The sequence below is a fragment of the Gemmobacter aquarius genome (assembly GCF_003060865.1).
In the GTDB taxonomy this organism is placed as follows: domain Bacteria; phylum Pseudomonadota; class Alphaproteobacteria; order Rhodobacterales; family Rhodobacteraceae; genus Paragemmobacter; species Paragemmobacter aquarius.
The window spans coordinates 1,937,440-1,960,489 of the sequence record NZ_CP028918.1; the positions used below are offsets into that span (position 1 = coordinate 1,937,440).

General features: G+C 64.1%; 21 protein-coding genes and 1 pseudogene. 12 read left to right on the forward strand and 10 right to left on the reverse strand.

What is annotated here, in order from left to right:
- Positions 1-125 precede the first annotated feature (125 nt).
- Together HYN69_RS09305 and HYN69_RS09310 are read left to right on the forward strand one after the other, a co-directional pair.
- On the forward strand, positions 126-965 hold the full coding sequence (locus HYN69_RS09305; protein WP_108435499.1) for an arginyltransferase: 840 nt from the start codon (positions 126-128) through the stop codon (positions 963-965).
- A complete protein-coding gene (locus tag HYN69_RS09310) occupies positions 962-1,351 on the forward strand; it encodes a VOC family protein (protein WP_108435500.1) in 390 nt (129 codons plus the stop codon). The genes HYN69_RS09305 and HYN69_RS09310 overlap by 4 nt, the downstream gene beginning before the upstream one ends.
- Before the next feature lie 30 nt (positions 1,352-1,381).
- Here HYN69_RS09310 and gstA read toward each other — a convergent pair whose 3' ends face one another.
- Positions 1,382-1,987: a glutathione transferase GstA gene (gstA, locus tag HYN69_RS09315; protein ID WP_108435501.1), complete on the reverse strand. Its 606-nt coding sequence runs from the start codon at positions 1,985-1,987 to the stop codon at positions 1,382-1,384.
- A gap of 444 nt (positions 1,988-2,431) precedes the next feature.
- Between gstA and HYN69_RS09320 the strand changes: the two genes are divergently transcribed.
- Together HYN69_RS09320 and ilvN are read left to right on the forward strand one after the other, a co-directional pair.
- Complete coding sequence (locus HYN69_RS09320; protein ID WP_108435502.1) at positions 2,432-4,204, forward strand: acetolactate synthase 3 large subunit; 1,773 nt, start codon at positions 2,432-2,434, stop codon at positions 4,202-4,204.
- Positions 4,205-4,283: 79 nt separating this feature from the next.
- Positions 4,284-4,844, forward strand: coding sequence for an acetolactate synthase small subunit (ilvN, locus tag HYN69_RS09325; protein ID WP_108435503.1), 561 nt, complete (start codon positions 4,284-4,286; stop codon positions 4,842-4,844).
- Between the two features lie 96 nt (positions 4,845-4,940).
- On the opposite strand, the gene HYN69_RS09330 is transcribed toward ilvN, so the two are convergent.
- Together HYN69_RS09330 and HYN69_RS09335 are read right to left on the reverse strand one after the other, a co-directional pair.
- A complete protein-coding gene (locus tag HYN69_RS09330; protein ID WP_108435504.1) occupies positions 4,941-5,405 on the reverse strand; it encodes a cytochrome c-type biogenesis protein in 465 nt (154 codons plus the stop codon).
- On the reverse strand, positions 5,402-7,375 hold the full coding sequence (locus HYN69_RS09335) for a heme lyase CcmF/NrfE family subunit (RefSeq protein ID WP_108435505.1): 1,974 nt from the start codon (positions 7,373-7,375) through the stop codon (positions 5,402-5,404). Before HYN69_RS09335 ends, HYN69_RS09330 begins: the two co-directional genes overlap by 4 nt.
- 245 nt (positions 7,376-7,620) lie before the next feature.
- On the opposite strand from HYN69_RS09335, the gene rocF reads away from it, so the two are divergent.
- Positions 7,621-8,544: an arginase gene (gene rocF, locus HYN69_RS09340; protein WP_108435506.1), complete on the forward strand. Its 924-nt coding sequence runs from the start codon at positions 7,621-7,623 to the stop codon at positions 8,542-8,544.
- Positions 8,545-8,632: 88 nt separating this feature from the next.
- Here rocF and HYN69_RS09345 read toward each other — a convergent pair whose 3' ends face one another.
- On the reverse strand, positions 8,633-8,878 hold the full coding sequence (locus tag HYN69_RS09345) for an usg protein (protein WP_108437126.1): 246 nt from the start codon (positions 8,876-8,878) through the stop codon (positions 8,633-8,635).
- 228 nt (positions 8,879-9,106) lie between these two features.
- Here HYN69_RS09345 and gyrA point away from each other — a divergent pair, with 228 nt between their 5' ends.
- From gyrA to gluQRS, 5 genes are all read left to right on the forward strand, one after another.
- Complete coding sequence (gyrA, locus tag HYN69_RS09350) at positions 9,107-11,830, forward strand: DNA gyrase subunit A (RefSeq protein ID WP_108435507.1); 2,724 nt, start codon at positions 9,107-9,109, stop codon at positions 11,828-11,830.
- Positions 11,823-12,137 carry a hypothetical protein gene (locus HYN69_RS09355; RefSeq protein WP_108435508.1) on the forward strand — a complete coding sequence of 105 codons (315 nt, stop codon included), beginning with the start codon at positions 11,823-11,825 and terminating at the stop codon, positions 12,135-12,137. Before gyrA ends, HYN69_RS09355 begins: the two co-directional genes overlap by 8 nt.
- A 114-nt stretch (positions 12,138-12,251) precedes the next feature.
- Positions 12,252-12,626 (forward strand): DoxX family protein, encoded by a 375-nt coding sequence (locus HYN69_RS09360; RefSeq protein ID WP_108435509.1) that lies wholly within the window; start codon positions 12,252-12,254, stop codon positions 12,624-12,626.
- 80 nt (positions 12,627-12,706) lie between these two features.
- Positions 12,707-14,041 carry a methylenetetrahydrofolate--tRNA-(uracil(54)-C(5))-methyltransferase (FADH(2)-oxidizing) TrmFO gene (gene trmFO, locus HYN69_RS09365; protein WP_108435510.1) on the forward strand — a complete coding sequence of 445 codons (1,335 nt, stop codon included), beginning with the start codon at positions 12,707-12,709 and terminating at the stop codon, positions 14,039-14,041.
- Positions 14,023-14,868: a tRNA glutamyl-Q(34) synthetase GluQRS gene (gene gluQRS / locus HYN69_RS09370; protein WP_108435511.1), complete on the forward strand. Its 846-nt coding sequence runs from the start codon at positions 14,023-14,025 to the stop codon at positions 14,866-14,868. Before trmFO ends, gluQRS begins: the two co-directional genes overlap by 19 nt.
- Here gluQRS and hisI read toward each other — a convergent pair.
- Positions 14,865-15,224, reverse strand: coding sequence for a phosphoribosyl-AMP cyclohydrolase (gene hisI, locus HYN69_RS09375; protein WP_108435512.1), 360 nt, complete (start codon positions 15,222-15,224; stop codon positions 14,865-14,867). The genes gluQRS and hisI overlap by 4 nt on opposite strands.
- A 66-nt stretch (positions 15,225-15,290) precedes the next feature.
- Here hisI and HYN69_RS09380 point away from each other — a divergent pair, with 66 nt between their 5' ends.
- On the forward strand, positions 15,291-15,740 hold the full coding sequence (locus HYN69_RS09380) for an iron-sulfur cluster assembly scaffold protein (protein ID WP_174213613.1): 450 nt from the start codon (positions 15,291-15,293) through the stop codon (positions 15,738-15,740).
- Between the two features lie 137 nt (positions 15,741-15,877).
- Here HYN69_RS09380 and HYN69_RS21695 read toward each other — a convergent pair whose 3' ends face one another.
- The 5 genes and pseudogenes from HYN69_RS21695 to sciP form a co-directional block, all read right to left on the reverse strand.
- Positions 15,878-16,000, reverse strand: a complete 123-nt coding sequence (locus HYN69_RS21695) for a hypothetical protein (RefSeq protein ID WP_268902862.1) — start codon at positions 15,998-16,000, stop codon at positions 15,878-15,880.
- A 235-nt stretch (positions 16,001-16,235) separates the two neighbouring features.
- Positions 16,236-18,320 carry an ATP-dependent DNA helicase RecG gene (gene recG, locus HYN69_RS09385; RefSeq protein ID WP_108435514.1) on the reverse strand — a complete coding sequence of 695 codons (2,085 nt, stop codon included), beginning with the start codon at positions 18,318-18,320 and terminating at the stop codon, positions 16,236-16,238.
- Positions 18,317-20,559, reverse strand: a pseudogene (gene ligA, locus HYN69_RS09390) (NAD-dependent DNA ligase LigA). Before ligA ends, recG begins: the two are co-directional and overlap by 4 nt.
- Before the next feature lie 71 nt (positions 20,560-20,630).
- Positions 20,631-21,350 (reverse strand): response regulator transcription factor CtrA, encoded by a 720-nt coding sequence (ctrA, locus tag HYN69_RS09395; RefSeq protein ID WP_108435515.1) that lies wholly within the window; start codon positions 21,348-21,350, stop codon positions 20,631-20,633.
- An 89-nt stretch (positions 21,351-21,439) separates the two neighbouring features.
- The gene (gene sciP / locus HYN69_RS09400) at positions 21,440-21,718 is read right to left on the reverse strand and encodes a CtrA inhibitor SciP (RefSeq protein ID WP_108435516.1); all 279 of its coding nucleotides are present in this window, start codon (positions 21,716-21,718) and stop codon (positions 21,440-21,442) included.
- A 146-nt stretch (positions 21,719-21,864) separates the two neighbouring features.
- Between sciP and mnmA the strand changes: the two genes are divergently transcribed.
- A complete protein-coding gene (gene mnmA / locus HYN69_RS09405) occupies positions 21,865-23,001 on the forward strand; it encodes a tRNA 2-thiouridine(34) synthase MnmA (protein ID WP_108435517.1) in 1,137 nt (378 codons plus the stop codon).
- Positions 23,002-23,050 lie beyond the last annotated feature (49 nt).

Sequence of the window (23,050 nt, forward strand, 5' to 3'; positions counted from 1 at the left end):
CCAAAGGGGATTTTCCGGTACTGAAAGCGGGCGGCGGGGCGACTCGCCGCTTGGCGGGGGGCGTGAGGCTTGCTAGGGTAAGGGCCGGACCTGACTGAAATCCTTATTCCACGCATGAACGGCTGATGCGGCACACCCTTCCGATAGCGCCCCAATTCTATGTGACGGCCCCGCAGCCCTGCCCGTATCTGGACGGGCGGATGGAGCGTAAGCTGTTCACGGCGCTGCAGGGCGAGCACGCGCAAAAGCTGAACGACACGCTGTCCAAGCAGGGCTTCCGCCGCAGCCAGAACGTACTTTACCGCCCGTCCTGCGCGGAATGTTCGGCCTGCCTGTCGGCCCGCATCCGCGTGGCCGATTTCATCCCCAGCCGCAGCCACAAGCGCGTGCTGAAAAAGGCCGAGGGGTTGCGCCGCAATGCGACCAGCCCTTGGGCGACCGAGGAACAGTTCGGCCTGTTCCGCCGCTATCTCGACACGCGCCATGCCGATGGCGGGATGGCCGATATGGATATCTTCGAATTCGCCGCGATGATCGAGGAAACCCCGATCAAGAGCCGTGTGATCGAATACACCCGCCCCCCCGGTCTGGGCGAACGCGGGCGCCCCTTGGCCGCCGTCTGCCTGACCGATGTGTTCGATGACGGGCTGAGCATGGTCTACAGCTTTTACGACCCCGATCTGGCCGACCTGTCTCTGGGCACTTACGTGATCCTCGACCATATCGCCATCGCGCGCGAGGCGGGCTTGCCTTATGTCTATCTGGGCTATTGGGTGCCCGGCAGCCGCAAGATGGGCTACAAGGCGGGCTTTCCGGCGCTGGAAATCTACAAGGGCGGGCGCTGGCAGGATCTGGGCGATCCGGCGGACCACAAGGCCGAGTTGCACCCCCTGTCGGTCGATCCGATTGCCGAACAGGTGGCGCGGATCAACCTGCCCGACACGCGCACCCCGCCGCGGGAATGAGCCGCGGCGTTCTGTCTGCTGTGGCGCTGGTGGTGCCTGATTATGACCCCGCGATCCGCTTTTTCGTCGATATCATGGGCTTTTCGCTGACCGAAGACATCGCGGTGGGCGCAAAGCGCTGGGTGACGGTCACTCCGCCGGGGGGCGGGGCGCGGCTGGTGCTTGCACGGGCCGAAGGCGCGGCGCAACGCGCGGCCATCGGCGCGCAGGGGGCCGGGCGGGTGTTTTTGTTCCTGACGACCGATGATCTGGCCCGCGACCGCAAGCGGATGGAGGCGGCGGGGGTCGTGTTCGAAGAGCCGGTCAGGACCGAGCCTTATGGCCGCGTCTGCGTCTGGCGCGATCCGTTCGGCAACCGCTGGGACCTGATCCAACCGGCGGTGTAAGGCGGGACCGCCATGGCCCCGCCCCGATGGTTACTTGATCAAACCTTCGGCCTTCATCGCCGACTGCACTGCCGGACGGGCCGCGACGCGGGCGCGCCATGCGTTCAGGTTCGGAAAGGCGGACAGGTCATGCTTGAGGCTGCCCGACCAGTTGGTAACGGTAAAGAGATAGGCATCAGCGGGGGTGAAACTGCCCCCCAAAAGCCATTCGCGGCCATCGGAGAGGCGGTCTTCGACCAGTTTCAAGCGGCTGTCCAGAAGCGCGATCTGGGCATCGCGTGCCGCGCCTTCCAACCCGCGGAAGAAGGGCGAATAGGTCTTGTGCACCTCGGTCGAAACGAAGTTCAGCAGTTCTTGCAGGCGGGCGCGGTCCAGCGTGCCTGCGGCGGGAAGCGCACCGGGGGTCAGGCTGTCGGCCACGTATTGCATGATCGCCACGCCCTCGCCGAGGATCTGCCCATCGTCGAGTTCGAGGACAGGCACGGCGCCGCGCGGGGAGATGCCAAGGAAATCGGCGCCCGTCTCGGTTTTCTTGGCACGGATGTCGGCGCGTTCGATGGCAAAGGGTTTGCCGGTTTCGGCCAGAACGATATGCGAGGCGAGCGAGCAGGCACCGGGGGAGTAATACAGTTTCATGGCAGGTTCCTTGGGGTTACGCGCCGGAGGGACCGGCTTTGTCTTGCCGACAGCATGTAGCCGCTGAACGCTCCTGTGCCAAGCGTCGGGGCGAGTCGGCCAGGCGCACAGACCCCGCGCACAGACCCCGCGCACAGACGCGCAATTTGCGAAGATTGCGCGAATAGATGTCAGAAAGAAAGAAAGCTTCAATTTTAGGCCGCCCTGCGACACTTTAGATGCGTTTTTGCGGTTGACGCCCGCAAGGTGCCACCCTAGTTTCCCGCCAGAGACAGGTTTTGGCTTACCAAGGGGGCGGCGGTGTCCGGCATTCTTGTAGAAGTAAGGAAACGGCGCATGGGGCGGTAACGCTGACCATATGGTTCCCATGCGCCCCCGACTGAAAACCGGGGGCTTTTTGTTGCGCGAAGGGGTCCGGATGGGACCCGACGAGAGGAAGAGATTATGACCACGACAGCGACCAAGGCACAGATCATGACCGGCGCCCGCATGGTGGTGCAGGCGTTGAAAGACCAAGGGGTCGAAGTGGTTTTCGGCTATCCCGGCGGTGCGGTGCTGCCGATCTATGACGAGATCTTTCAGCAAAACGACATCCGCCACATCCTTGTGCGCCACGAACAGGGTGCGGTGCATATGGCCGAGGGTTATGCACGTTCGACCGGTAAACCCGGCGTGGTGCTGGTGACATCGGGTCCCGGTGCGACCAATGCGGTGACGGGGCTGACCGATGCGCTGCTGGATTCGATCCCGCTGGTGGTGCTGACCGGCCAGGTTCCGACCTTCATGATCGGGACCGATGGCTTTCAGGAGGCCGATACGGTCGGCATCACGCGGCCTTGCACCAAGCACAACTGGCTGGTCAAGGACACGGCTGACCTGTCGGCGACGATCCATACCGCGTTTCACGTGGCGATGTCGGGCCGCCCCGGTCCGGTGCTGATCGACATTCCGAAAGATGTGCAGTTTGCCACGGCGACCTATACGCCGAAGGAGCTGACCAAGGCGTCGCATTACCAGCCGCGCCGCAAGGGCGACATGGAGCAGGTGCTGCGTCTGGTCGAGATGATGGAAACCGCCGAGCGGCCGGTGTTCTATACCGGCGGCGGCGTGATAAACTCGGGCCCCGAGGCGAGCCGTTTGCTGCGCGAGCTGGTGGCTGCGACCGATTTTCCGATCACCTCGACCCTGATGGGGCTGGGCTGCTATCCGGCGAGCGGCAAGAACTGGCTCGGGATGCTGGGGATGCACGGGCTTTACGAGGCCAATCTGGCGATGCACGGCTGCGATCTGATGATCAACATCGGCGCGCGCTTCGATGACCGCATCACGGGGCGGATCGCGGATTTCAGCCCGCGCTCGCGCAAGGCGCATATCGATATCGACCCGTCCTCGATCAACAAGGTGATCCGCGTGGATGTTCCGATCGTGGGCGATGTGGGCACGGTGCTTGCCGATGTGCTGGCGGTCTGGAAAGAGCGCGGATCGAAGACCAATCAGGGCGGGCTGGCCAAATGGTGGAAGCAGATCGCCGAATGGCGCGCTGTGAAATGCCTGAGCTACAAGAACTCGGACAAGGTCATCAAACCGCAATACGCACTTGAGCGGCTGGAAGCCCTGACCAAAGGGATGGACCGTTACATCACGACCGAAGTGGGCCAGCACCAGATGTGGGCGGCGCAATACCTCGGCTTCGAGGGACCGAACCGCTGGATGACGAGCGGCGGTTTGGGGACGATGGGATACGGGTTGCCCGCATCCATCGGTGTGCAGATCGCGCATCCCGAGGCGGTGGTGATCAACGTGGCGGGCGAGGCGTCGTGGCTGATGAACATGCAGGAGATGGGCACGGCGATGCAGTTCCGCGCGCCGGTCAAGCAGTTCATCCTGAACAACGAGCGGCTTGGCATGGTGCGCCAGTGGCAGGAATTGCTGCATGGCGAGCGTTATTCGCAAAGCTGGTCGGAAAGCTTGCCCGATTTCGTCAAACTGGCGGAAGCCTTCGGCTGCAAGGGGTTGAAGTGTTCGGACCCCAAGGATCTGGACGATGCGATCATGGAGATGCTGCGCTATGACGGGCCGGTGATCTTTGATTGCCTCGTGGAAAAGCACGAAAACTGTTTCCCGATGATCCCGAGCGGCAAGCCGCATAACGAGATGCTGCTGGGCGATGCCGATACCCAAGGGGTGATCGGCGCCAAAGGCGCGGTTCTGGTGTGATCTGGAGGAGCGGGGGGTTTCACACCCCCCGCACCCCCCGTGGGATATTTTTCGACAGAAAATGAAGGGAGTGGTCGGGATGTCGGCGCTCAATATCAAAAAAGGCTCTTCGAGCCACTCGGCCTACGATTTGCGCGACCCGAATGCGCTGGTGATCGAACAGCACACGCTGGCGGTGCTGGTCGACAACGAAAGCGGCGTGTTGGCGCGGGTGATCGGGCTGTTTTCGGGGCGGGGCTACAACATCGACAGCCTGACGGTTGCCGAGGTGGACCATGCCGGGCACCGGTCGCGGATTACGGTGGTGACGCGGGGCACGCCGCAGGTGATCGAGCAGATCAAGGCGCAACTGGCGCGGATGGTGCCGGTGCATGATGTGCACGACCTGACCGCCGAGGGGCCTGCCGTGCAGCGGGAACTGGCGCTGTTCAAGGTGGCGGGCAAGGGCGAGGCGCGGATCGAGGCGCTGCGGCTGGCCGAGATCTTCCGCGCCAATGTGGTCGATTCGACGCTGGAGAGCTTCGTCTTCGAGATCACCGGCACGCCGGAAAAGATCGACGCCTTTGGCGACCTGATGCGCCCGCTCGGCCTGCGCGAGATGGCGCGGACGGGTGTTGCCGCGCTGGCGCGGGGGGCCTGACCGGACACGGCGGGGGGCCAGCCCCCCGCACCCCCCGCACCCCCGGGAATATTCATGACAAGATGAAACGGGGCGCGGCGTTCGGCTTTGCGCCCCTTAGTCTTTGAGCAATTCGGACAGGCGGGCTTCTTCGGTGGGGGTCAGCGTGACCTCGTCCTGCCCTTTCCGGCGGAAGGTGGTGACGGCCACGGCAAGGCCGCCGATCAGCATCAGCGGGCCTGCCGCCCACAAGAGCAGGTTCCAGCCTGACGTGCCAGGCTTGAGGAGCACGAATTCGCCGAAACGGTCGGTGACGAAGGCCATGACCTCTTCATTCGTGTCGCCTTCAAGGATGCGGGCGCGGATCACCTCGCGCAGGGTCTTGGCGATCTGGGCATCGCTGTCGTCGATGTTCTCGTTCTGGCAGACCGGGCAGCGGAGTTCTTTCGACAATTCACGGGCGCGGGCTTCGAGAGCGGGATCGGCGAGCATTTCCGACGGCTGCACGGCGAAGACCGGCGCCGTTGGGAGCGCGAAGAGGACGCCGAGCGCAACGGGAACAGCGAGTGCGAGGCGGCTCATTCGGCAGGCACCCCTTGGGCAGCGGTGCGGCGTGCGCCTGCGGCGACGCGGTAGCGGCGGTCGGTCAGGCTGAGCAGGCCACCCAAGGCCATGATGAGACATCCGGCCCAAAGCCAGTTGGCGAAGGGTTCGATATAGCTACGCACCGCCCAGCCGCCGTTATCCTGCGGATCGCCGATCACGAGGTAGAGGTCGCGCCACAGGCCGAAATCGATGGCCGCTTCGGTCGTCGGCATCTGGGCGATGGTGTAAAAGCGCTTTTCGGGGTTCAGGAGGGCGACTTCGGCCCCCCCCTTGGTGACCAGCATGTCGGCCATGGTCGAGGTATAGTTGGGGCCTTTCACTTCGCGCACGTCTTGCAAGGTGACCTCGTAGGGGCCCAAGGCGAAGGTTTCACCCTTTTGCAGCACGCGAATGTCTTCGGTCTTCCACGAGAGCATCGCCGCCACCGCGAAGATGGTGATGCCGAGACCCGCATGGGCGGTGGCCTTGCCCCAGTCGGCGCGGGGAAGACGCGCCAGGCGGGCGAGGCGTTGGCCAACCGGGCCGCGACCGGTGCGGGTGAAAAGGTCGAGCATGGCGCCTGCCACCACCCAGAGCGCAAGCATGACGCCCACCGGGCCGAGGGCGGAGCGGCCGGTCTGCATGGCCCAGACGAGGGCGCCGAGAGAGACGGACAGGACCGCGAGGGGCCAGAGCGGGCGGAAAGTGCGGACGGCGTCGCCCCGTTTCCACGGCAGCATCGAACCGAAGGGAAGAAGGGCTGCAAGCGCCACGACGAAGGGCGGGAAGGCCGCATCGAAAAAGGGCTCGCCCACCGAGAGTTTGCGGTCGAAGAACATCTCGGCCACGAGAGGCCAGATCGTGCCGACGAAAACGACGAAGGCCGAGACGGCAAGGAGCAGGTTGTTCGCAACAAGTGCCGATTCGCGGCTGACGAGGGAGAACACGCCCTTGGATTCCATCGCGCCGGCGCGGACGGCAAAGAGGGTGAGCGCACCGCCCATGAAGACGCCGAGGATGCCCAAGATGAACACGCCGCGGTCGGGATCATTGGCGAAGGCGTGGACCGAGGTGATCACGCCCGAGCGCACGATGAAGGTGCCGATCAGCGAGAAGCCGAAGGCGAGGATGGCCAGAAGGATGGTCCAGGCCTTGAGCGTCTCGCGCTTTTCCACAACGGTGGCGGAATGCAGCAGCGCCCCTGCGATGAGCCATGGCATGAACGAGGCGTTCTCGACCGGATCCCAGAACCAGAAGCCACCCCAGCCGAGTTCGTAATAGGCCCACCAAGAGCCGAGCGCGATGCCGATGGTCAGGAACACCCACGAGATCAGCGTCCAGGGCCGCACCCAGCGCGCCCATGCGGCGTCGACGCGGCCCTCGATCAGGGCGGCGACGGCGAAGGAGAACGACATCGAGAGGCCGACATAGCCGAGGTAGAGGAAGGGCGGGTGGAAGGCGAGACCGGGGTCTTGCAGCAGCGGGTTCATGTCCTGCCCGTTGAGGGGCGGAATTTCCAGCCGCAGGAAGGGGTTGGAGGTGAAAAGCATGAAGAGGAGGAAGGCCACGGCGATCATGGCCTGTACCGAAAGCACGCGGGCCCGGAGTTGCGGTGGAAGCCCGTCCCCGAACCAGACGGCGCAGGCGCCGTAAAGCGCGAGGATCAGCACCCAAAGGAGAAGCGAGCCTTCGTGATTGCCCCAGACGCCCGAGATTTTGTAGAGCATCGGCTTGAGGGTATGCGAATTCTCGACCACCACTTTCAGCGAGAAATCCGAGGCGACGAAGGCCCAGGTGAGCACCGCGAAGGAAAAGGCCACCAAGAGGAACTGCGCGATGGCGGCGGGGGCGGCGATGGCCATCCACGCTGCATCGCGCCGTTGCGCGCCGATCAGCGGGACGATGGATTGCACCACGGCGACGCCGAGGGCCAGAACGAGGGCGAAGTGTCCGAGTTCGACGAGCATATGCGGTGCCTCTGGTGTTTCGCGCAACAGTGTAGGGGGAAACGCGCTGCGGTTCCATGGGGCTGCGGCCCTGCACCGCAGGCGGTGACGAAAGGGTGATCGGGGTGGTTTGCCCCGCATCCCGGAAGGGGCTCGCCCCTTCCGAACCATCCCGAGGATATTTGGGCGAGTGTGAAAGGGGCAAGGGGGCGTGACCTTGGCTGCGAGGTCGCCTAGAAAGAGCGGGACAACCTGAGGAACATGCCATGAGCCGGACCGTGCATCTGATCGGGGCGCCCATCGATACGGGGCAGCGCTATGCGGGCTGCATGATGGGGCCGGGCGCCTACCGTGTGGCCGGGATCGCTGCGGCGATCCGCGATCTGGGGCACGAGGTGAGCGATGGCGGGGATGTGGCGCTGCCTGCGCTGCCGGTGGTGGCCTGTGCCAATCCGGCGGTGCATTCACTGGCCGAAACCGTGGGATGGACAGACGTGCTTGCCGGGCGGGTGGCAGCGTCGCTGGCGCGGGGCGAGATGCCGGTCATTCTGGGCGGCGACCATTCGCTGGCGCTGGGGTCGGTGTCGGGGGCGGCGCGCCATGCGGCGGCGGCGGGGCGGCCGCTGTTCCTGCTGTGGCTCGATGCCCATTCGGATTTCCACACCCCGCTGACCACGACGTCGGGCAACCTGCATGGCACGCCTGTCGCCTATATCGCGGGGCGGGCAGGGTTTGATGCCTTTGCGCCCTTCCCTGCCCCGATCCCTGCGGAACGGATCTGCCTTTACGGCATACGGTCGGTCGATCCGGCGGAGCATGCGGCGCTGCTGCAGCACGACATTGCCATCACAGATATGCGAGTGATCGACGAGCGCGGCATCGTGGCACCCTTGCGCGAATTCCTGCAGGCGGTGCAGGCGGCGGGCGGGATGCTGCATGTGTCGCTCGACGTGGATTTCATGGACCCGTCGATTGCGCCCGCCGTCGGGACGACAGTGCCGGGGGGGGCGACCTTTCGCGAGGCGCATCTCGTGATGGAGTTGCTGCACGAGAGCGGGCTTGTCACCTCGCTCGATCTGGTGGAGCTGAACCCGTTCCTCGACGAGCGCGGGCGCACGGCGCGGTTGATGGTGGACCTTGTGGCCAGCCTTATGGGGCGCAAGGTGTTCGACCGGCCGACGCGGGCGTGACGGGTCTTCTGGCGCAGAATTATGGCTGAACGGCGGGCTGCGTTTCCTGCGTCAGGAAACGCCGCGAATTCTGTGCCAGAATTCGCTGTCAGTGCAGGCGGAATTCGCCCACCACGTTGCGCCATTCGCCCGGTGCGATCAGTTTGCGGTGCGTGAAGCGGACGGAATGCAGCGGGCCTTCGATCTTTTCCTGCCAGAATTCGATGAAGCGGAAAAGTTCGGGGTAATCAGGCGCAAGGTCATAGGTTTGCCAGACGAAGCTGTTGAGAACGTTGCGATAATCGGGGATACGGTAGTAAAGCTCGGCGGTTGTCAGGCCGTAGCCTTTGAGCATCTTTTCGGTATCGGTGAGGGTGCGGTTTTCCACGGGCTTCTCCCCTGTTCGTCTGCCTGCCCGTAAACTGTACCGAGAATCGTTTTATTCTTCAACGAAAACAGTATGTTGTCACTGTGATGGTATGGCTGCCAAACTGGCGGGCTGCCAGCCATTGCACCCCATATCCGCGATGGTGTAAGGTTTACCCAACCATATCTTGATCCTTTGCAGGAAGGCCCGGCCCCCGTGACCGATACGCCCGAAACCCCTGAAAACACTGACGATTCCGCGCCAAAATCGACCTGGACCGGGCAGCAGCGGTCTATCGCCGACGAGATGAAGACGGCTTACCTCGATTACGCGATGAGCGTGATCGTCAGCCGCGCGATCCCCGACCTGCGCGACGGGTTGAAACCGGTGCACCGGCGCATCCTGTTTGCGATGCACGAAAGCGGCAACAACCACGAAAAGGCTTACCGCAAATCGGCGCGTCCGGTGGGCGATACGATGGGCAAGTATCATCCGCATGGTGACTCTGCGATCTATGACGCGCTGGTGCGGATGGCGCAGCCGTTTTCCATGAGCCTCAAGCTGTTGGACGGTCAGGGCAATTTCGGCTCGATGGACGGCGATAACGCGGCCGCCATGCGCTATACCGAAGTGCGGATGGACAAGCCTGCGGCCTTTCTGCTGGCCGATATCGACAAGGAAACCGTCGATTTTCAGGACAACTACGACGGCAAGGACCGCGAGCCTACGGTTCTGCCTGCGCGGTTCCCGAACATGCTGGTCAATGGCGCGGGCGGGATTGCCGTCGGCATGGCCACGAACATACCGCCGCATAACCTTGGCGAGGTGATCGACGGCACGCTGGCGATGATCGACAACCCCGACATCTCGACCGAGGCGTTGATGGAGATCATCCCCGCGCCCGACTTCCCGACGGGCGGTGTGATCCTTGGCCGGTCGGGGGCGCGCAAGGCTTACCTTGAAGGGCGCGGGTCGGTCGTGATCCGGGCCAAGACGCGGATCGAGGAAATCCGCAAGGACCGTTACGCGATCATCATCGAAGAGATCCCCTATCAGGTGAACAAGGCCACCATGATCGAGCGGATCGCCGAGATGGTGCGCGAGAAGCGGATAGAAGGCATCGCCCATATCCAGGACGAGAGCGACCGCATCGGCGTGCGGGTGGTGATCGAGCTCAAGCGCGATGCCACGGCGGATGTGGTGCTGAACCAGTTGTTCCGGTTCTCGACCATGCAGGTCAGTTTCGGTTGCAACATGCTGGCCTTGAACGGGGGCCGCCCCGAACAATTGGGGTTGCGCGATTTCCTGAGCCATTTCATCACCTTCCGCGAGGAAGTTGTGGCGCGGCGCACGGCGTTCGAACTGCGTAAGGCGCGCGAACGGAGCCATGTGCTGTGCGGTCTGGCGGTTGCGGTGTCGAACGTGGACGAGGTGGTTCGCACCATCCGCGCCAGTGCCGATGCGGCCGAAGCGCGCGAAAAACTGATGACGCGGCGTTGGCCCGCGCAGGACATCGCGCCCTTCATCAAGCTGATCGATGACCCGAGCCATACGATCAACGAGGACGGCACCTATAACCTGTCCGAGGTTCAGGCCCGCGCCATTCTGGAACTGCGCCTGCAACGCCTGACGGCGCTGGGGGTGAAAGAGGTCACTGACGAGCTGGCCGAACTTGCGGCCAAGATTCAGGACTATCTCGACATCCTTGGCAGCCGCGAGCGGATCATGGCGATCATCTCGGACGAGTTGCGCGAAGTGAAAGCCGCCTTTGCCGTGCCCCGCCGGACCGAGATTCAGGACTGGGCCGGCGATATGGACGACGAGGATTTGATCGAGCGCGAGGATATGGTCGTGACGATCACCTCCGGCGGCTACATCAAGCGCACGCCCTTGGCCGAATTCCGCGCGCAGAACCGCGGCGGCAAGGGGCTGTCGTCGATGGCGACGAAGGAAGATGATGTTGTCACGACGCTTTTCGTAGCCAATACGCATACGCATCTGTTGTTCTTCACGACCGATGGCATGGTCTACAAGATGAAAACTTGGCGCCTGCCGCTGGCGGGGCGCACGGCCAAGGGCAAGGCGATCGTCAATATCCTGCCCATCGCGCAGGGTGTCTCGATTGCTGCGCTGATGCCGGTCGATGTGCCGGAAGCGGAATGGGACAAGTTGCAGATCGTCTTTGCGACGAGTGACGGCGATGTGCGGCAGAACGATCTGTCGGATTTCACCAACGTCAAGCGCAACGGCAAGATTGCGATGAACCTGCCCGAAGGCGTGTTTCTGGTGAATGCAGCGATTGCCGACGATCAGGACGATGTGATGCTGGTGACCGCGCAGGGCCGCGCGATCCGCTTTCCGACCACCGATATCCGCGTGTTCAAATCGCGCGGGTCTACCGGCGTGCGGGGCATCCGTCTGGGTGCCGACGACAAGGTCGTGTCGATGGCGATCATCCGGCATTTCGAGGCCGATCCGGCAGAGCGCGAGGCTTACCTGAAACAGCGGCGCCTGATGGCCGGTGCGCCTGACGAGGCGGAAGTGGACGAGGCGGATGCCGAGGAAGCGACTGTCGAGGCGGGGCAGTTGTCGACCGAACGCTATGCCGAAATGTCGGCGGCGGAAGACCTGATCCTGACCATCACGGTCAACGGGGCGGGCAAGCTGTCGTCGAGCCACGACTACCCCGTTCGGGGCCGTGGCGGCATGGGCGTCAAGGCGATGGACGGGGCGATGCGCGGCGGTAAGCTGGTGGCTTCGTTCCCGGTGGAATCGTCGGACCAGATCATGCTTGCAACCTCGACCGGGCAGTCGATCAGGGTGCCGGTCGAGCAGATCAGCTTCCGGTCGCGGTCGGCGGGCGGGGTCAAGGTGTTCAACGTGGGTGCCGATGAACAGGTCGTGTCGGTTGCCCGCGTGGCAGAACAGGGCGATGAGTGATCTGGCGGCGGTTTTGGCGGGCAGGCTTGCCCGTCTGGCCGCCGAGAGAGCGACGGTAGGCTATGGTGCCTTGGCCGCCGAGTTGGCGGTGCGGGTTTCCGACCTGACCGCGGCACTGGAAGCAACGATGGAAGAAGACGCCGCCCGAGGGGAGCCCCTGCGGGCGGCTTTACTTTGCGGCAAGCTGACAGGCGGGCTGCCTGCGCGCGGGTTTTACGACAAGGCGGCGGCGCTGGGGTTTGCGGTCGATGACCCTGCCCTTTTCGTCGCCATCCATCGCGAGCGATTGGGCGTTAAACACCGCTAACCGTGCGCCCATGCACAACAACCATGCGCTGGCTTGGGTATGCAGACCGTAGCGCTTCGCTATGGTCTGCGCTTGATCCGGCAGAAAGCCGGACTTGGATTAGGGGATTACGTGATGGACAAGTTGAATACCTATCTGCCGCTCGTGGCGCGTGTGCTGATTGCGGTGCTGTTCCTGCTGGCCGGTTTCGGCAAGACGATGGATGTGGCGGGCACCGCCGGCTATATGGCTTCGGTCGGGCTTCCCGGCTTTCTGGCATGGCCTGCGATCATCTTCGAGATCGGCGTCGGCGTTCTGCTGATTGCTGGCTGGCAGACCCGGATCGTCGGCCTTGTCGGCGCTGCGTTCTGCATCGTGACGGCAGTGCTGTTCCACAACAACTTCGCCGACCAGATGCAGATGGTAAGCTTCCTCAAGAACCTTGCCATTGCCGGGGGCTTCTTGCTGCTGGCCGCAAATGGTGCGGGCAAGTACGCCGTCGACAAGTAACCGTCGGCTTTACAGGTCAGGGGCCGGGGGGAAACCCCCGGCCCCTTTCCTATTTGCGCCAAGCAGACTAAATCGGGCGCATGGACAAGAAATTACACATCATCGGCGGCGGTATGGCCGGATCGGAAGCGGCGTGGCAGGCGGCAGAGATGGGCGTGCCCGTCGTGCTGCACGAGATGCGGCCTGCCGTTGGCACTTTCGCGCACCGGACGGGGCATTTCGCGGAAATGGTCTGTTCCAATTCCTTCCGGTCGGATGACGACGAACGCAACGCCGTTGGTCTGCTCCATTGGGAGATGGGTGCGGCAGGCGGGCTGATCATGGAGACGGCGCGGGCGCACCGGCTGCCTGCGGGCGGCGCGCTGGCGGTGGACCGCGATCCCTTTGCCGAAGCGGTGACGGCGCGGCTTTTGGCGCATCCGCTGATTTCGGCGGAGTATGGCGAGATTGCCGAACTGCCTGTCGAGGGCAACTGGATCATCGCAACCGGCCCGCTGACGAGCGGCGCGCTGGCCCAAAGCATCAGGGCCGAGACGGGGGCGGAGTCCTTGGCGTTTTTCGACGCCATCGCACCAATTGTCTATGCGGAATCGGTCGATATGTCCGTGGCGTGGATGCAATCGCGCTATGACAAGGGCGAGACCGAGGAAGAGCAGACCGCCTATATGAACTGCCCCATGGACCGCGAGCAGTATTACGCATTCATCGATGCGCTTCTGGCGGCGGACAAGACCGAGTTCCACGAGGGCGAAACGGCAGGTTACTTTGACGGTTGCCTGCCGATCGAGGTGATGGCCGAGCGCGGGCGCGAGACGCTGCGCTTTGGCCCGATGAAGCCGGTGGGACTGACCAATCCGCATACGGGAGTAAAGCCCTATGCCGTGGTGCAGTTGCGGCGAGATAACAAGCTGGGCACACTTTACAACATCGTGGGCTTTCAGACCAAGATGAAGTACGGCGCGCAAACCGATGTTTTCAAGATGATTCCGGGGTTGCACGAAGCGTCGTTCGCGCGGTTGGGCGGGATACATCGCAACACGTTCATCAACTCTCCCACGCTGCTGGACGCGCAGATGCGGCTGAAGTCGCGACCGAACATCCGCTTTGCGGGGCAAGTGACGGGTGTGGAAGGCTATGTCGAAAGCGCCGCGATGGGGCTTTTGGCGGGGCGCATGGCGGCGGCCGAGCTGCTGGGGCGCGAGGTTTCGCCGCCCCCGCCCGATACGGCGATGGGGGCGCTTATAACCCACATCACCGGCGGGGCCGAGGCAAAAACATTCCAGCCGATGAACGTGAACTTTGGCCTTTTCCCGCCGATCGACGCCAAGGGCGGGCGCAAGGGGCGCAAAGACCGTTACAAGGCCTATACCGACCGCGCCAAGGAAAGCTTTCAGGCATGGCTGGCGGCTATGTGACGCGTTTTGCGCCCTCGCCCACCGGTCCGTTGCATCTGGGTCATGCGTATTCGGCGCTGACAGCGTGGGGGCGGGCAAGGGCGGCAGGGGGCGCAATGCTGTTGCGGATCGAGGATATCGACCCTGCGCGGTCGAAACCCGAGTGGGAAGCGGCGATCCATGACGATCTGGCCTGGCTGGGGGTAGACTATCCGCGCCCCGTGATGCGGCAATCGGAGCGGTTGGCCGAATATCGGGCGGCTTTGGCGCGGCTGGAGGGGTTGGGCGTGCTTTACCCCTGCCGCTGTTCGCGGGGCGATATCCGCGCGGCGCTGTCGGCGCCGCAAGAGGGGGCGGTGGGGCCGGACGGGGTGATCTATCCCGGCACCTGTCGCAGGCGGGCGATGGTTGATGCGGTCGCGGGCGATGCGATCCGGCTGGATATAGGCCGCGCGATGGCGCTGGCGGGCGGGCTGGAATTCACGGAAAGCGGGCCGGAGTTCACGGGGGCGCATCGCTTCGATGCAGCGTTCATGTGCGAACGGGTGGGCGATGTGGTGCTGGCGCGGCGCGATTTCGGCACGTCCTACCATCTGTCTGTGGTGGTGGATGATGCCGCGCAGGCCGTGACCGAGGTGGTGCGGGGCGCGGACCTGTTCGAGGCGGTGCCGATCCATCTGCTGTTGCAACGCCTGCTCGGCCTGCCCGCACCCGCCTATCACCATCACCGGCTCATCCGGGACGAGGCGGGAAAGCGGCTTGCCAAGCGCGACGATGCGCGGGCTTTGGCGAAGTATCGCGCCGAGGGGGCGACCCCTGCCGATATTCGCCGGATGGTCGGGCTTTAGGCGACGGGTTCGCTGAGAACGGTTTCGCCCTGCATGCCGATGGAGGTAAAAAAGCACGAGCGGCGGTTGGTGTGGCAGGCGGGGCCGGTCTGGTCGACCAGCACAAGCAGGCAGTCGCGGTCGCAATCGACGCGCAGTTCCACAAGCCGCTGGATGTGGCCCGAAGTTTCGCCCTTGATCCAGAAGCCCTGCCGCGAGCGCGACCAATAGGTGACGCGCCCGGTGGCGAGGGTTTGCGCCACTGCGTCAGGGTTCATCCACGCCATCATCAGAACCTCGCCGCTGGCATGGTCTTGTGCGATGCAGGGGATCAGGCCGTTCGGATCATATTTCAGCGAAGCAGGGTCAAAGGGCATCGGCCTTCTCCTTGGCAGGGCGGCGGGTCGGGTCTATCTATGGTGCAAGCGGCGCAAGGGGAAGTCATGTCCGACAGCGATCTGGTCAAGCTTTATTCGGGCCGTATTCTGGCACTGGCGGCCGACATTCCGCATCTGGGCCGACTGTCCGCGCCGGACGGGACGGCGAAGAGGCGCTCGCCCTTGTGCGGATCGACCGTGACGGTGGATGTGACCGTAGCGGACGGGCGGATTACGGGCTTCGGGCAGGATGTGAAGGCCTGCGCGCTGGGTCAGGCTGCGGCGGCTGTCGTCGGGGCAGCGGCCCTTGGGCGGTCGCGCGACGAGGTGGCGCTTGCGCGGGAGCAGTTGGTTGCCATGCTGAAGGCGGGCGGCCCTGCCCCCGATGCGCCGTTCGACGGGCTGGAGGTGCTGCTTCCGGCGCGGGAATATGCCAATCGTCATGCCTCGATCCTGCTGTCGCTGGACGCGACGGTTGATGCGCTGGATGCGGCCGAGGCAAAGCTGGCGGGATAAAAAAACCGCCGCGCGTCGGGTGACGGCGGCGGCAAGTCGCGAATCTTTCCGGGGCGAAGGGCTTGGGGAACCCTGTGGCGTCACTTGGGGACCGACGCGACCCCGGTCGCAAAGACCGCAGGCAGAAAGCGAATGGGTCAGGCCGCGCCCGAGATGTAGAGGCCGGCGATAAGCAGCGAAAACAGGGTGACCATACCGACCGCGTCTTCGATCAGCGTGGCGCGGGAGCGGACGACGATTTCCTTGAGTTCCGTAAACATCAGGCACCTCCGTTGGCGTTTGTTGCTACTTTGTTCTCATAATTCCCCGAATCGGGCAAGAACTTTTTAGCAACATTCGGGAACACAAGGGCAACTTTTGGGTAAGCCTGCGGAAAGTAATGAAAATTTTACACGCCTTGAACCGGAGCGCAGGGGGCAAAGCGCGGGGGGCTGTCTGCCCCCCGACCCCCGAGGATTTTTGAGCAAGCGTGAAAAGGCGGCCTTGGGCGATACGTCAGCCGACCGAGAGAAGACGGATCGCGCGGTCCTGGTCGAGCAGCCACAGAAGGGTGCGGGCAGCCTGACCGCGCGGACTGGTCAAGGCTGGATCATCGCCAAGCAGGCGGCGGGCGTCGGATTGGGCGACGGCCATAAGCGCGCCCTGCCGTTCGAGATCGGCCACGCGAAAGCGCGGCAAGCCCGATTGGGCGGTGCCAATCAGATCGCCCGCGCCGCGCATGGCAAGGTCTTCTTCCGCGATACGAAAGCCGTCTTCGGTGTCGCGCAGAACTTTGAGACGGCGTGCGCCGCTTTCGGACAGCGGGGCCTGATAGAGCATGAGGCAGGTCGACGAGGCAGCCCCGCGCCCTACCCTGCCGCGCAGCTGGTGCAACTGGGCAAGGCCGAAGGTTTCGGCGCGTTCGATCACCATGATGCTGGCGTTGGGAACGTTCACGCCAACCTCGATCACCGTGGTGGCGACCAGAACCTTGGTCTGCCCCGCCACGAAACGGGCCATGGCCGCGTCTTTATCGGCCGGCGGCATCTGGCCATGCACAAGGCCCACCACATCGCCCAAGACGGCGCGGAGCGCCTTGAAGCGGGCTTCGGCGCTGGCGTAATCGAGCACTTCGCTGTCTTCGACCAGCGGGCAGACCCAATAGGCCTGCCGCCCCTCGGCCACCGCGTGGCGCAGCTTGGCGACCACCTCGTCGCCCCGCGCCGTCGGGATGAGCGCCGTGGTGATCGGCTTTCTGCCCGGCGGCTTTTCATCGAGCACCGAGACATCCATGTCGCCATAGCTGGCAAGCGCAAGTGAGCGCGGGATCGGGGTGGCGGTCATCACCAGTGTGTCGGTCGCAGCCCCCTTGGCGCCAAGTTCCATGCGCTGCGAGACGCCGAAGCGGTGCTGTTCGTCGATGATGGCAAGGCGAAGGTCATGGAAATGCACATCTTTCTGGAAGACGGCATGGGTGCCCACAAGGATGCGGATCACGCCTTGCGCCAGATCGGAAAGCTTGCGGGCGCGTTCGGCCCCCTTGTCGCGGCCGGTGAGCAGTTCGAGCCGGACCCCTGCGGCGCTGGCGAGGGGCTCCAGCCCTTCGAAATGTTGGCGGGCGAGGATTTCGGTCGGGGCCATCATCACGCCCTGCCCGCCCGATTCGACCGCGATCAGCAGAGACTGGAACGCGACGAGGGTTTTGCCCGCGCCAACATCGCCCTGAAGCAGGCGGTTCATCCGCAACGGCGCAGCCATGTCACCGGCGATTTCGGCGACGGCGCGGGTTTGCGCGCCGGTGGGCGCGAAGGGCAGGCTTTGCAGCACCTTGGCTTGCAGCGTGCCGGTGCCGATCGTGGCGTGGCCTTTGGAGCGACGCAGGGTGGCGCGGGCAAGGGCGAGGGTCAGCTGATGCGCGAAAAGCTCGTCATACGATAGCCGCTGACGGGCGGGATCGGTCGGGGCGAGATCGGCCTGCGAAGCGGGCGCGTGGACGCGGGCGAGGGCTTCGTGCCATGCGGGCCAGCCTTCACGCGCAAGAAGCGGGCCGTCGATCCATTCGGGCAAGACCGGCACGCGGGTCAGGGTGCTGGCGACGGATTTGGCGACCTGCTTTTGCGTGATGCCGTTGGCAAGCGGATAGACCGGCTCGAAGGCGGGCAGTTCCCCCGCTTCTTCGGGGCGCAAGACGTGGTCGGGGTGGACCATCTGGGCGATGCCGTCGAAGAGTTCGACGCGCCCCGAGACGAGGCGGCGCTGGCCGGTGGGCAAGAGTTTCGTCAGGTAATCGGCGCGGGCGTGAAAGAACACGAGCTGGAATTCGAGCGCCGCGTCGCGCACCATGATGCGGTAGGGCCGACCCTTGGTGCGCGGGGGGATGTGCAGGCCGACCTCGACCTCGACCGTCACCGTGCAGGGCGGGATGACATCGCGGACCGAAGCTTTGCGGGCGCGGTCTATCGCGGAATGGGGAAGAAGGAAGAGCAGGTCTTTCGGGCGTTCGACGCCAAGCCCCGCGAAGGCGCGGGCGATCTTGGGCCCGACGCCTTCGAGCGTTTCCAACTCGGCAAACAGCGGGAACAGCGCGGGCGGACGGGTCATGCGTCGCCGATGAGGGCAAGCCAGGCGTCTTCGTCGATCATGCGGACGCCGTAGCGTTCGGCATCCTTGGCCTTGGACCCCGCCCCCGGCCCTGCGACCACAAGGTCGGTCTTGGCGCTTACCGAGCCTGCGACCTTGGCGCCCAAGGCTTCGGCGCGGGCCTTGGCTTCGGCGCGGGTCATCTTTTCCAGACTGCCGGTGAAAACCACGGTCAGGCCCACGACCGGCGAGGTGGTGGCGCGGGCTTCGGGCGGCAGGATCGACAGGTGTGCGATCAGGCGGTCGATCGAGGCGCGTTCTTCGGGATTGGCAAGCGCATCCGAGAGCGAAAGGGCAAGGACGGGGCCGATGCCGTCGCCGGTGACGAGTTCGCTCCACGCGGCGGCGGCGTCGGGCGGGACTTGTGCTTCGGCGACGGCCTTGCTGCGGGCGGCGGTGATTTGCGCGCGGCGCTGGCCGAGGGCGGCGGCGGCGCGTTCGGCATCTTCCGCCTCGTCCGCAGCGCGGTGGGCAAGGGCCGCCGGGCGGGCAAGGTCGACGGCGGCGGCAAGCGCGTTCCAGCTTTGGTAGTGGCGGGCGAGGTCTTGCGAGGCGACCTCGCCCACATGGCGCAGGCCGAGGGCGAAGATCAGGCGGGCAAGCGGAATGCTGCGGCGTTCGCGGATCGCGGCCCAGAGATTGGTGACGGATTTCTCGCCAAAGCCGTCACGGTTCTTCAGGCGGGTCAGGCCTGCGGCATCGCGGGCTTCGAGGGTGAAGATGTCGGCAGGTTCTCGGATCGTCAAGGCGGGGTCTGCAAAGAACATCTCGATCTGCCTGGCGCCAAGGCCTTCGATGTCAAAGGCACCGCGACTAACGAAATGTTTCATCCGTTCAATGGCTTGGGCGGGACAAATCAGGCCGCCGGTACAGCGGCGGACGGAATCGCCCTCCTCACGGACCGCCTGCGACCCGCATTCGGGGCAGAGGTGGGGAAGGTGAAGGGCGTGGCCTCGGGCGGGCGTTGCGACAGGTCTACATCGGCGATCTTGGGGATCACGTCACCCGCGCGGTAGACCTGAACCCAGTCGCCGATGCGGATGTCTTTCGCGTCGCGGATCGGGTTGCCCTTGGCATCGCGCCCCGCGATGTAATCTTCGTTGTGCAGCGTGGCGTTCGAGACGACGACGCCGCCGACGGTGACGGGGTGCAGGCGGGCGACCGGGGATAGTGCGCCGGTGCGGCCGACCTGGATGTCGATGGCGAGCAGGCGCGTCCATGCCAGTTCGGCGGGGAATTTATGCGCGATGGCCCAGCGAGGGGTGGTAGAGCGGAAGCCGAGGCGCGATTGCAGGGCAAGGTCGTTCACCTTGTAGACCACGCCGTCGATATCGTAGCCGAGGGTGGCGCGCTGAACCTCGATGGCGCGGTAATGGGCAAGCATGTCGTCGGGGCCGGCGCAAAGCGTGGTCAGCGGATTGGTCTGGAAGCCGAGTGATTTCAGCCGTTCGATGGCTTTCGCCTGCGTTTCGGCGAGCGGTTCGGACAATGCACCCCAGCTATAGGCGAAAAAGCGAAGGGGGCGGGCGGCGGTGACGCTGGCGTCGAGTTGGCGCAAGCTGCCTGCAGCGGCATTGCGCGGATTGGCGAAGGTCTTGTCGCCCCTTGCCGCCTGCCGTTCGTTCAGCGCGGCGAAATCGGCGTGGGACATGTAGACCTCGCCCCGCACTTCAAGGACGGCGGGTGCATCGGTCAGGGTTTGGGGAATGTCGGTGATGGTGCGCGCATTTTCAGTGACATTCTCGCCGGTTTCGCCATCGCCACGGGTCGCGGCCTGTTTGAGAACGCCGTTTTCGTAGCGCAGCGACAGCGACAGCCCGTCGATCTTTGGCTCGGCGGTATAGGCGACCGCCTTGGTCAGACCGAGGTAGCGGCGCACGCGGTCGTCGAAATCGGCGATTTCGCTGTCTTCGAATGCATTTTCGAGGCTGAGCATGCGGATTTCATGGCGGATCTTGCCAAAGCCGTCCGAAACGGTTGCACCAACCTGATCGCTTGCGCTGTCATGGCGTTTGAGGTCGGGAAAGCGGGCCTCGATCGCAGCATTGCGGCGCTTGAGTGCATCGTATTCGGCATCAGACATCACGGGCGCGTCGAGCCGGTGATAGGCCGCGTTCGCCTCGTCAAGTTGCGCGGCAAGCCGTGCGAGGTCATCGCGGGCTTCGCCTTGCGTCAAATCTTCTATCCGCTTCTCAGCCATGACCCGCGCCCCAATATTCGTCGCCCCCTTGGTTTAGGGGGCGACCGAGGCCGCGTCCAGAGCGGAGCGCTTCAGCTTGCCGCAGCGACCGGAACGCGGCGCAGCACCATTTCCGGGATCGGATCACGCATGACATAGCCGCGGCCCCAGACGGTTTCGATATAATTTTCGCCGCCGGTGGCTTCGGACAGTTTCTTGCGCAGTTTGCAAATGAACACGTCGATGATCTTGAGCTCGGGTTCGTCCATGCCGCCGTAAAGGTGGTTGAGGAACATTTCCTTGGTCAGGGTCGTGCCCTTACGCAAGCTGAGCAGTTCGAGGATCTGGTATTCCTTGCCGGTCAGGTGGACCGACTTGCCCTCGACATCGACGGTTTTGGCATCGAGATTGACGCCGACCATGCCCGTGCGGATGACCGATTGGGCGTGCCCCTTGGAGCGGCGTATGATGGCGTGAATGCGGGCGATCAGCTCTTCGCGGTGGAAGGGCTTGGTCATGTAATCATCCGCGCCGAAACCGAAACCGCGGATCTTGTTGTCGGTGTCGTCAGACCCCGACAGGATCAGGATCGGGGTTTCGATCTTGGCCATACGCAACTGGCGCAACACTTCATGCCCGCTCATGTCGGGCAGGTTGAGGTCGAGCAGGATCAGATCGTAATCGTAGAGCTTTGCCAGATCCACGCCATCTTCACCAAGATCGGTGCAGTAGACGTTGAAATTGGCATGGGTGAGCATGAGTTCGATGCTGCGCGACGTCGCAGGATCGTCTTCGACAAGAAGGATTCGCATTCGTTACACTCCGTAAAGCCGCCTAAAGCGACATTGCAGACCACTGATTAAACAAAGATTACTATGACCAAATATGGATTCAAAACAACTCAAAATTGCCGGTATTCCTGTATTTTGGTGACGCGCAGGCCGGCGAGGCCGTATTTTTGCACTGCAACTTCCCAAATCGAGAATTCTTCATCGGACAGGGCGTAGCGGTCGAGGGCAGCTTCGCGGCTGATCAGGCCCGCTTCGACCGCCATGACGACCAGCGCCTTGCGCCGTGCGACCCAGCGGCGGGTATCGGCGGGCGGCAGGTCGGCGCGGGTCATCACCGTGCCGTCCGACAGCGTGACCTGACGGGGACCGTCGACGCGTTTGATATACATCTGGGCAACTCTCCCTAATCCTCGGCACGATCATCGCGCGAATCCCTTAAGCAAAGCTGAAGTGCCGAGCGGGCGGGGCAGGACTTGTGAAAGCGGGCGATTTTCCTTATTTGTGCCGCCTTATCCAATGATCCGGACGTGGCACCATGCTCGACCAACCCCTGAATTCGCTCGGCCTGCCCAAACCCCCGTCGAAAACGCGGGTCGTCGTTGCCATGTCGGGCGGCGTGGATTCGTCGGTGGTGGCGGCGGTCCTGAAGGACGAGGGCTATGACGTCGTGGGCGTCACCTTGCAGCTATACGATCACGGGGCGGCGCTGGCGAAAAAGGGCGCCTGCTGTGCGGGGCGCGACATCCATGATGCGCGGCGCGTGGCCGAAACCATGGGGTTCCCGCATTACGTGCTGGATTACGAGAACACCTTTCGCGAGGCGGTGATCGAGGAATTCGCCGATGCCTATCTTGCGGGGGCGACGCCTGTGCCCTGCATCCGCTGCAACGAACGGGTGAAGTTCAAGGATCTGCTGGCCACGGCAAAGGATCTGGACGCCGATTGCATGGCGACGGGCCATTACATCCAGCGCAAGATGGGGCTGGCGGGGCCAGAGTTGCACATGGCGGCGGATGCGAACCGCGACCAGAGCTATTTCCTGTTCTCGACCACGCCCGAACAACTGGCTTATCTGCGCTTTCCGCTGGGGCATCTGGCCTCCAAGGCCGAGACGCGGGCGCTGGCGCTGCGCTACGGGCTGCCGGTGGCCGACAAGCCCGACAGTCAGGACATCTGCTTCGTGCCGAATGGCGACTATGCCGCCGTGATCGAAAAGCTGCGCCCCGGTGCGGCCGATCCGGGCGAGATCGTCGATCTGGAGGGCAATGTGCTGGGCACCCACCGCGGCGTGATCCATTACACCATCGGACAGCGCAAGGGGCTGGGGATCGGGGGCTTGGAAGATCCGGTGTATGTGGTGCGGCTTGATCCTGCCACGCGGCGCGTCGTCGTGGGGCCGAAGGCGGCGCTGGCAACACGGGTCATTCCGGTGCGCGAGATCAACTGGCTGGGGGATGCGCCCTTTGCCTCGCAGGGGGAATGGCACTGCCACGTCAAGGTGCGCTCGACGCGGCCGCCGCGTCCGGCGGTGATCAGGCCCTTGTCGGCGACCGAGGCGGAGGTCGAATTGCTCGACCCCGAAGACGGGGTTTCGGCAGGGCAGGCTTGCGTGTTCTATGCCCCCGATGACAGCAGGGTTTTCGGCGGCGGCTGGGTCTGGCGCGGACGTTAAGGCGCAGTTCTTCGACAAAAGATCGGCGTGAGCGGTCGGGAGCGTTGCG

What these genes read in the sequence shown, in the direction of transcription:
- HYN69_RS09305 (WP_108435499.1), top strand. Translation starts at nt 126, where the DNA reads ATGCGGCACACCCTTCCGATAGCGCCCCAATTCTATGTGACGGCCCCG.
- HYN69_RS09310 (WP_108435500.1), top strand. Translation starts at nt 962, where the DNA reads ATGAGCCGCGGCGTTCTGTCTGCTGTGGCGCTGGTGGTGCCTGATTAT.
- gstA (WP_108435501.1), bottom strand. Translation starts at nt 1,987, where the DNA reads ATGAAACTGTATTACTCCCCCGGTGCCTGCTCGCTCGCCTCGCATATC.
- HYN69_RS09320 (WP_108435502.1), top strand. Translation starts at nt 2,432, where the DNA reads ATGACCACGACAGCGACCAAGGCACAGATCATGACCGGCGCCCGCATG.
- ilvN (WP_108435503.1), top strand. Translation starts at nt 4,284, where the DNA reads ATGTCGGCGCTCAATATCAAAAAAGGCTCTTCGAGCCACTCGGCCTAC.
- HYN69_RS09330 (WP_108435504.1), bottom strand. Translation starts at nt 5,405, where the DNA reads ATGAGCCGCCTCGCACTCGCTGTTCCCGTTGCGCTCGGCGTCCTCTTC.
- HYN69_RS09335 (WP_108435505.1), bottom strand. Translation starts at nt 7,375, where the DNA reads ATGCTCGTCGAACTCGGACACTTCGCCCTCGTTCTGGCCCTCGGCGTC.
- rocF (WP_108435506.1), top strand. Translation starts at nt 7,621, where the DNA reads ATGAGCCGGACCGTGCATCTGATCGGGGCGCCCATCGATACGGGGCAG.
- HYN69_RS09345 (WP_108437126.1), bottom strand. Translation starts at nt 8,878, where the DNA reads ATGCTCAAAGGCTACGGCCTGACAACCGCCGAGCTTTACTACCGTATC.
- HYN69_RS09355 (WP_108435508.1), top strand. Translation starts at nt 11,823, where the DNA reads ATGAGTGATCTGGCGGCGGTTTTGGCGGGCAGGCTTGCCCGTCTGGCC.
- HYN69_RS09360 (WP_108435509.1), top strand. Translation starts at nt 12,252, where the DNA reads ATGGACAAGTTGAATACCTATCTGCCGCTCGTGGCGCGTGTGCTGATT.
- trmFO (WP_108435510.1), top strand. Translation starts at nt 12,707, where the DNA reads ATGGACAAGAAATTACACATCATCGGCGGCGGTATGGCCGGATCGGAA.
- gluQRS (WP_108435511.1), top strand. Translation starts at nt 14,023, where the DNA reads ATGGCTGGCGGCTATGTGACGCGTTTTGCGCCCTCGCCCACCGGTCCG.
- hisI (WP_108435512.1), bottom strand. Translation starts at nt 15,224, where the DNA reads ATGCCCTTTGACCCTGCTTCGCTGAAATATGATCCGAACGGCCTGATC.
- HYN69_RS09380 (WP_174213613.1), top strand. Translation starts at nt 15,291, where the DNA reads ATGTCCGACAGCGATCTGGTCAAGCTTTATTCGGGCCGTATTCTGGCA.
- HYN69_RS21695 (WP_268902862.1), bottom strand. Translation starts at nt 16,000, where the DNA reads ATGTTTACGGAACTCAAGGAAATCGTCGTCCGCTCCCGCGCCACGCTG.
- recG (WP_108435514.1), bottom strand. Translation starts at nt 18,320, where the DNA reads ATGACCCGTCCGCCCGCGCTGTTCCCGCTGTTTGCCGAGTTGGAAACG.
- ctrA (WP_108435515.1), bottom strand. Translation starts at nt 21,350, where the DNA reads ATGCGAATCCTTCTTGTCGAAGACGATCCTGCGACGTCGCGCAGCATC.
- sciP (WP_108435516.1), bottom strand. Translation starts at nt 21,718, where the DNA reads ATGTATATCAAACGCGTCGACGGTCCCCGTCAGGTCACGCTGTCGGAC.
- mnmA (WP_108435517.1), top strand. Translation starts at nt 21,865, where the DNA reads ATGCTCGACCAACCCCTGAATTCGCTCGGCCTGCCCAAACCCCCGTCG.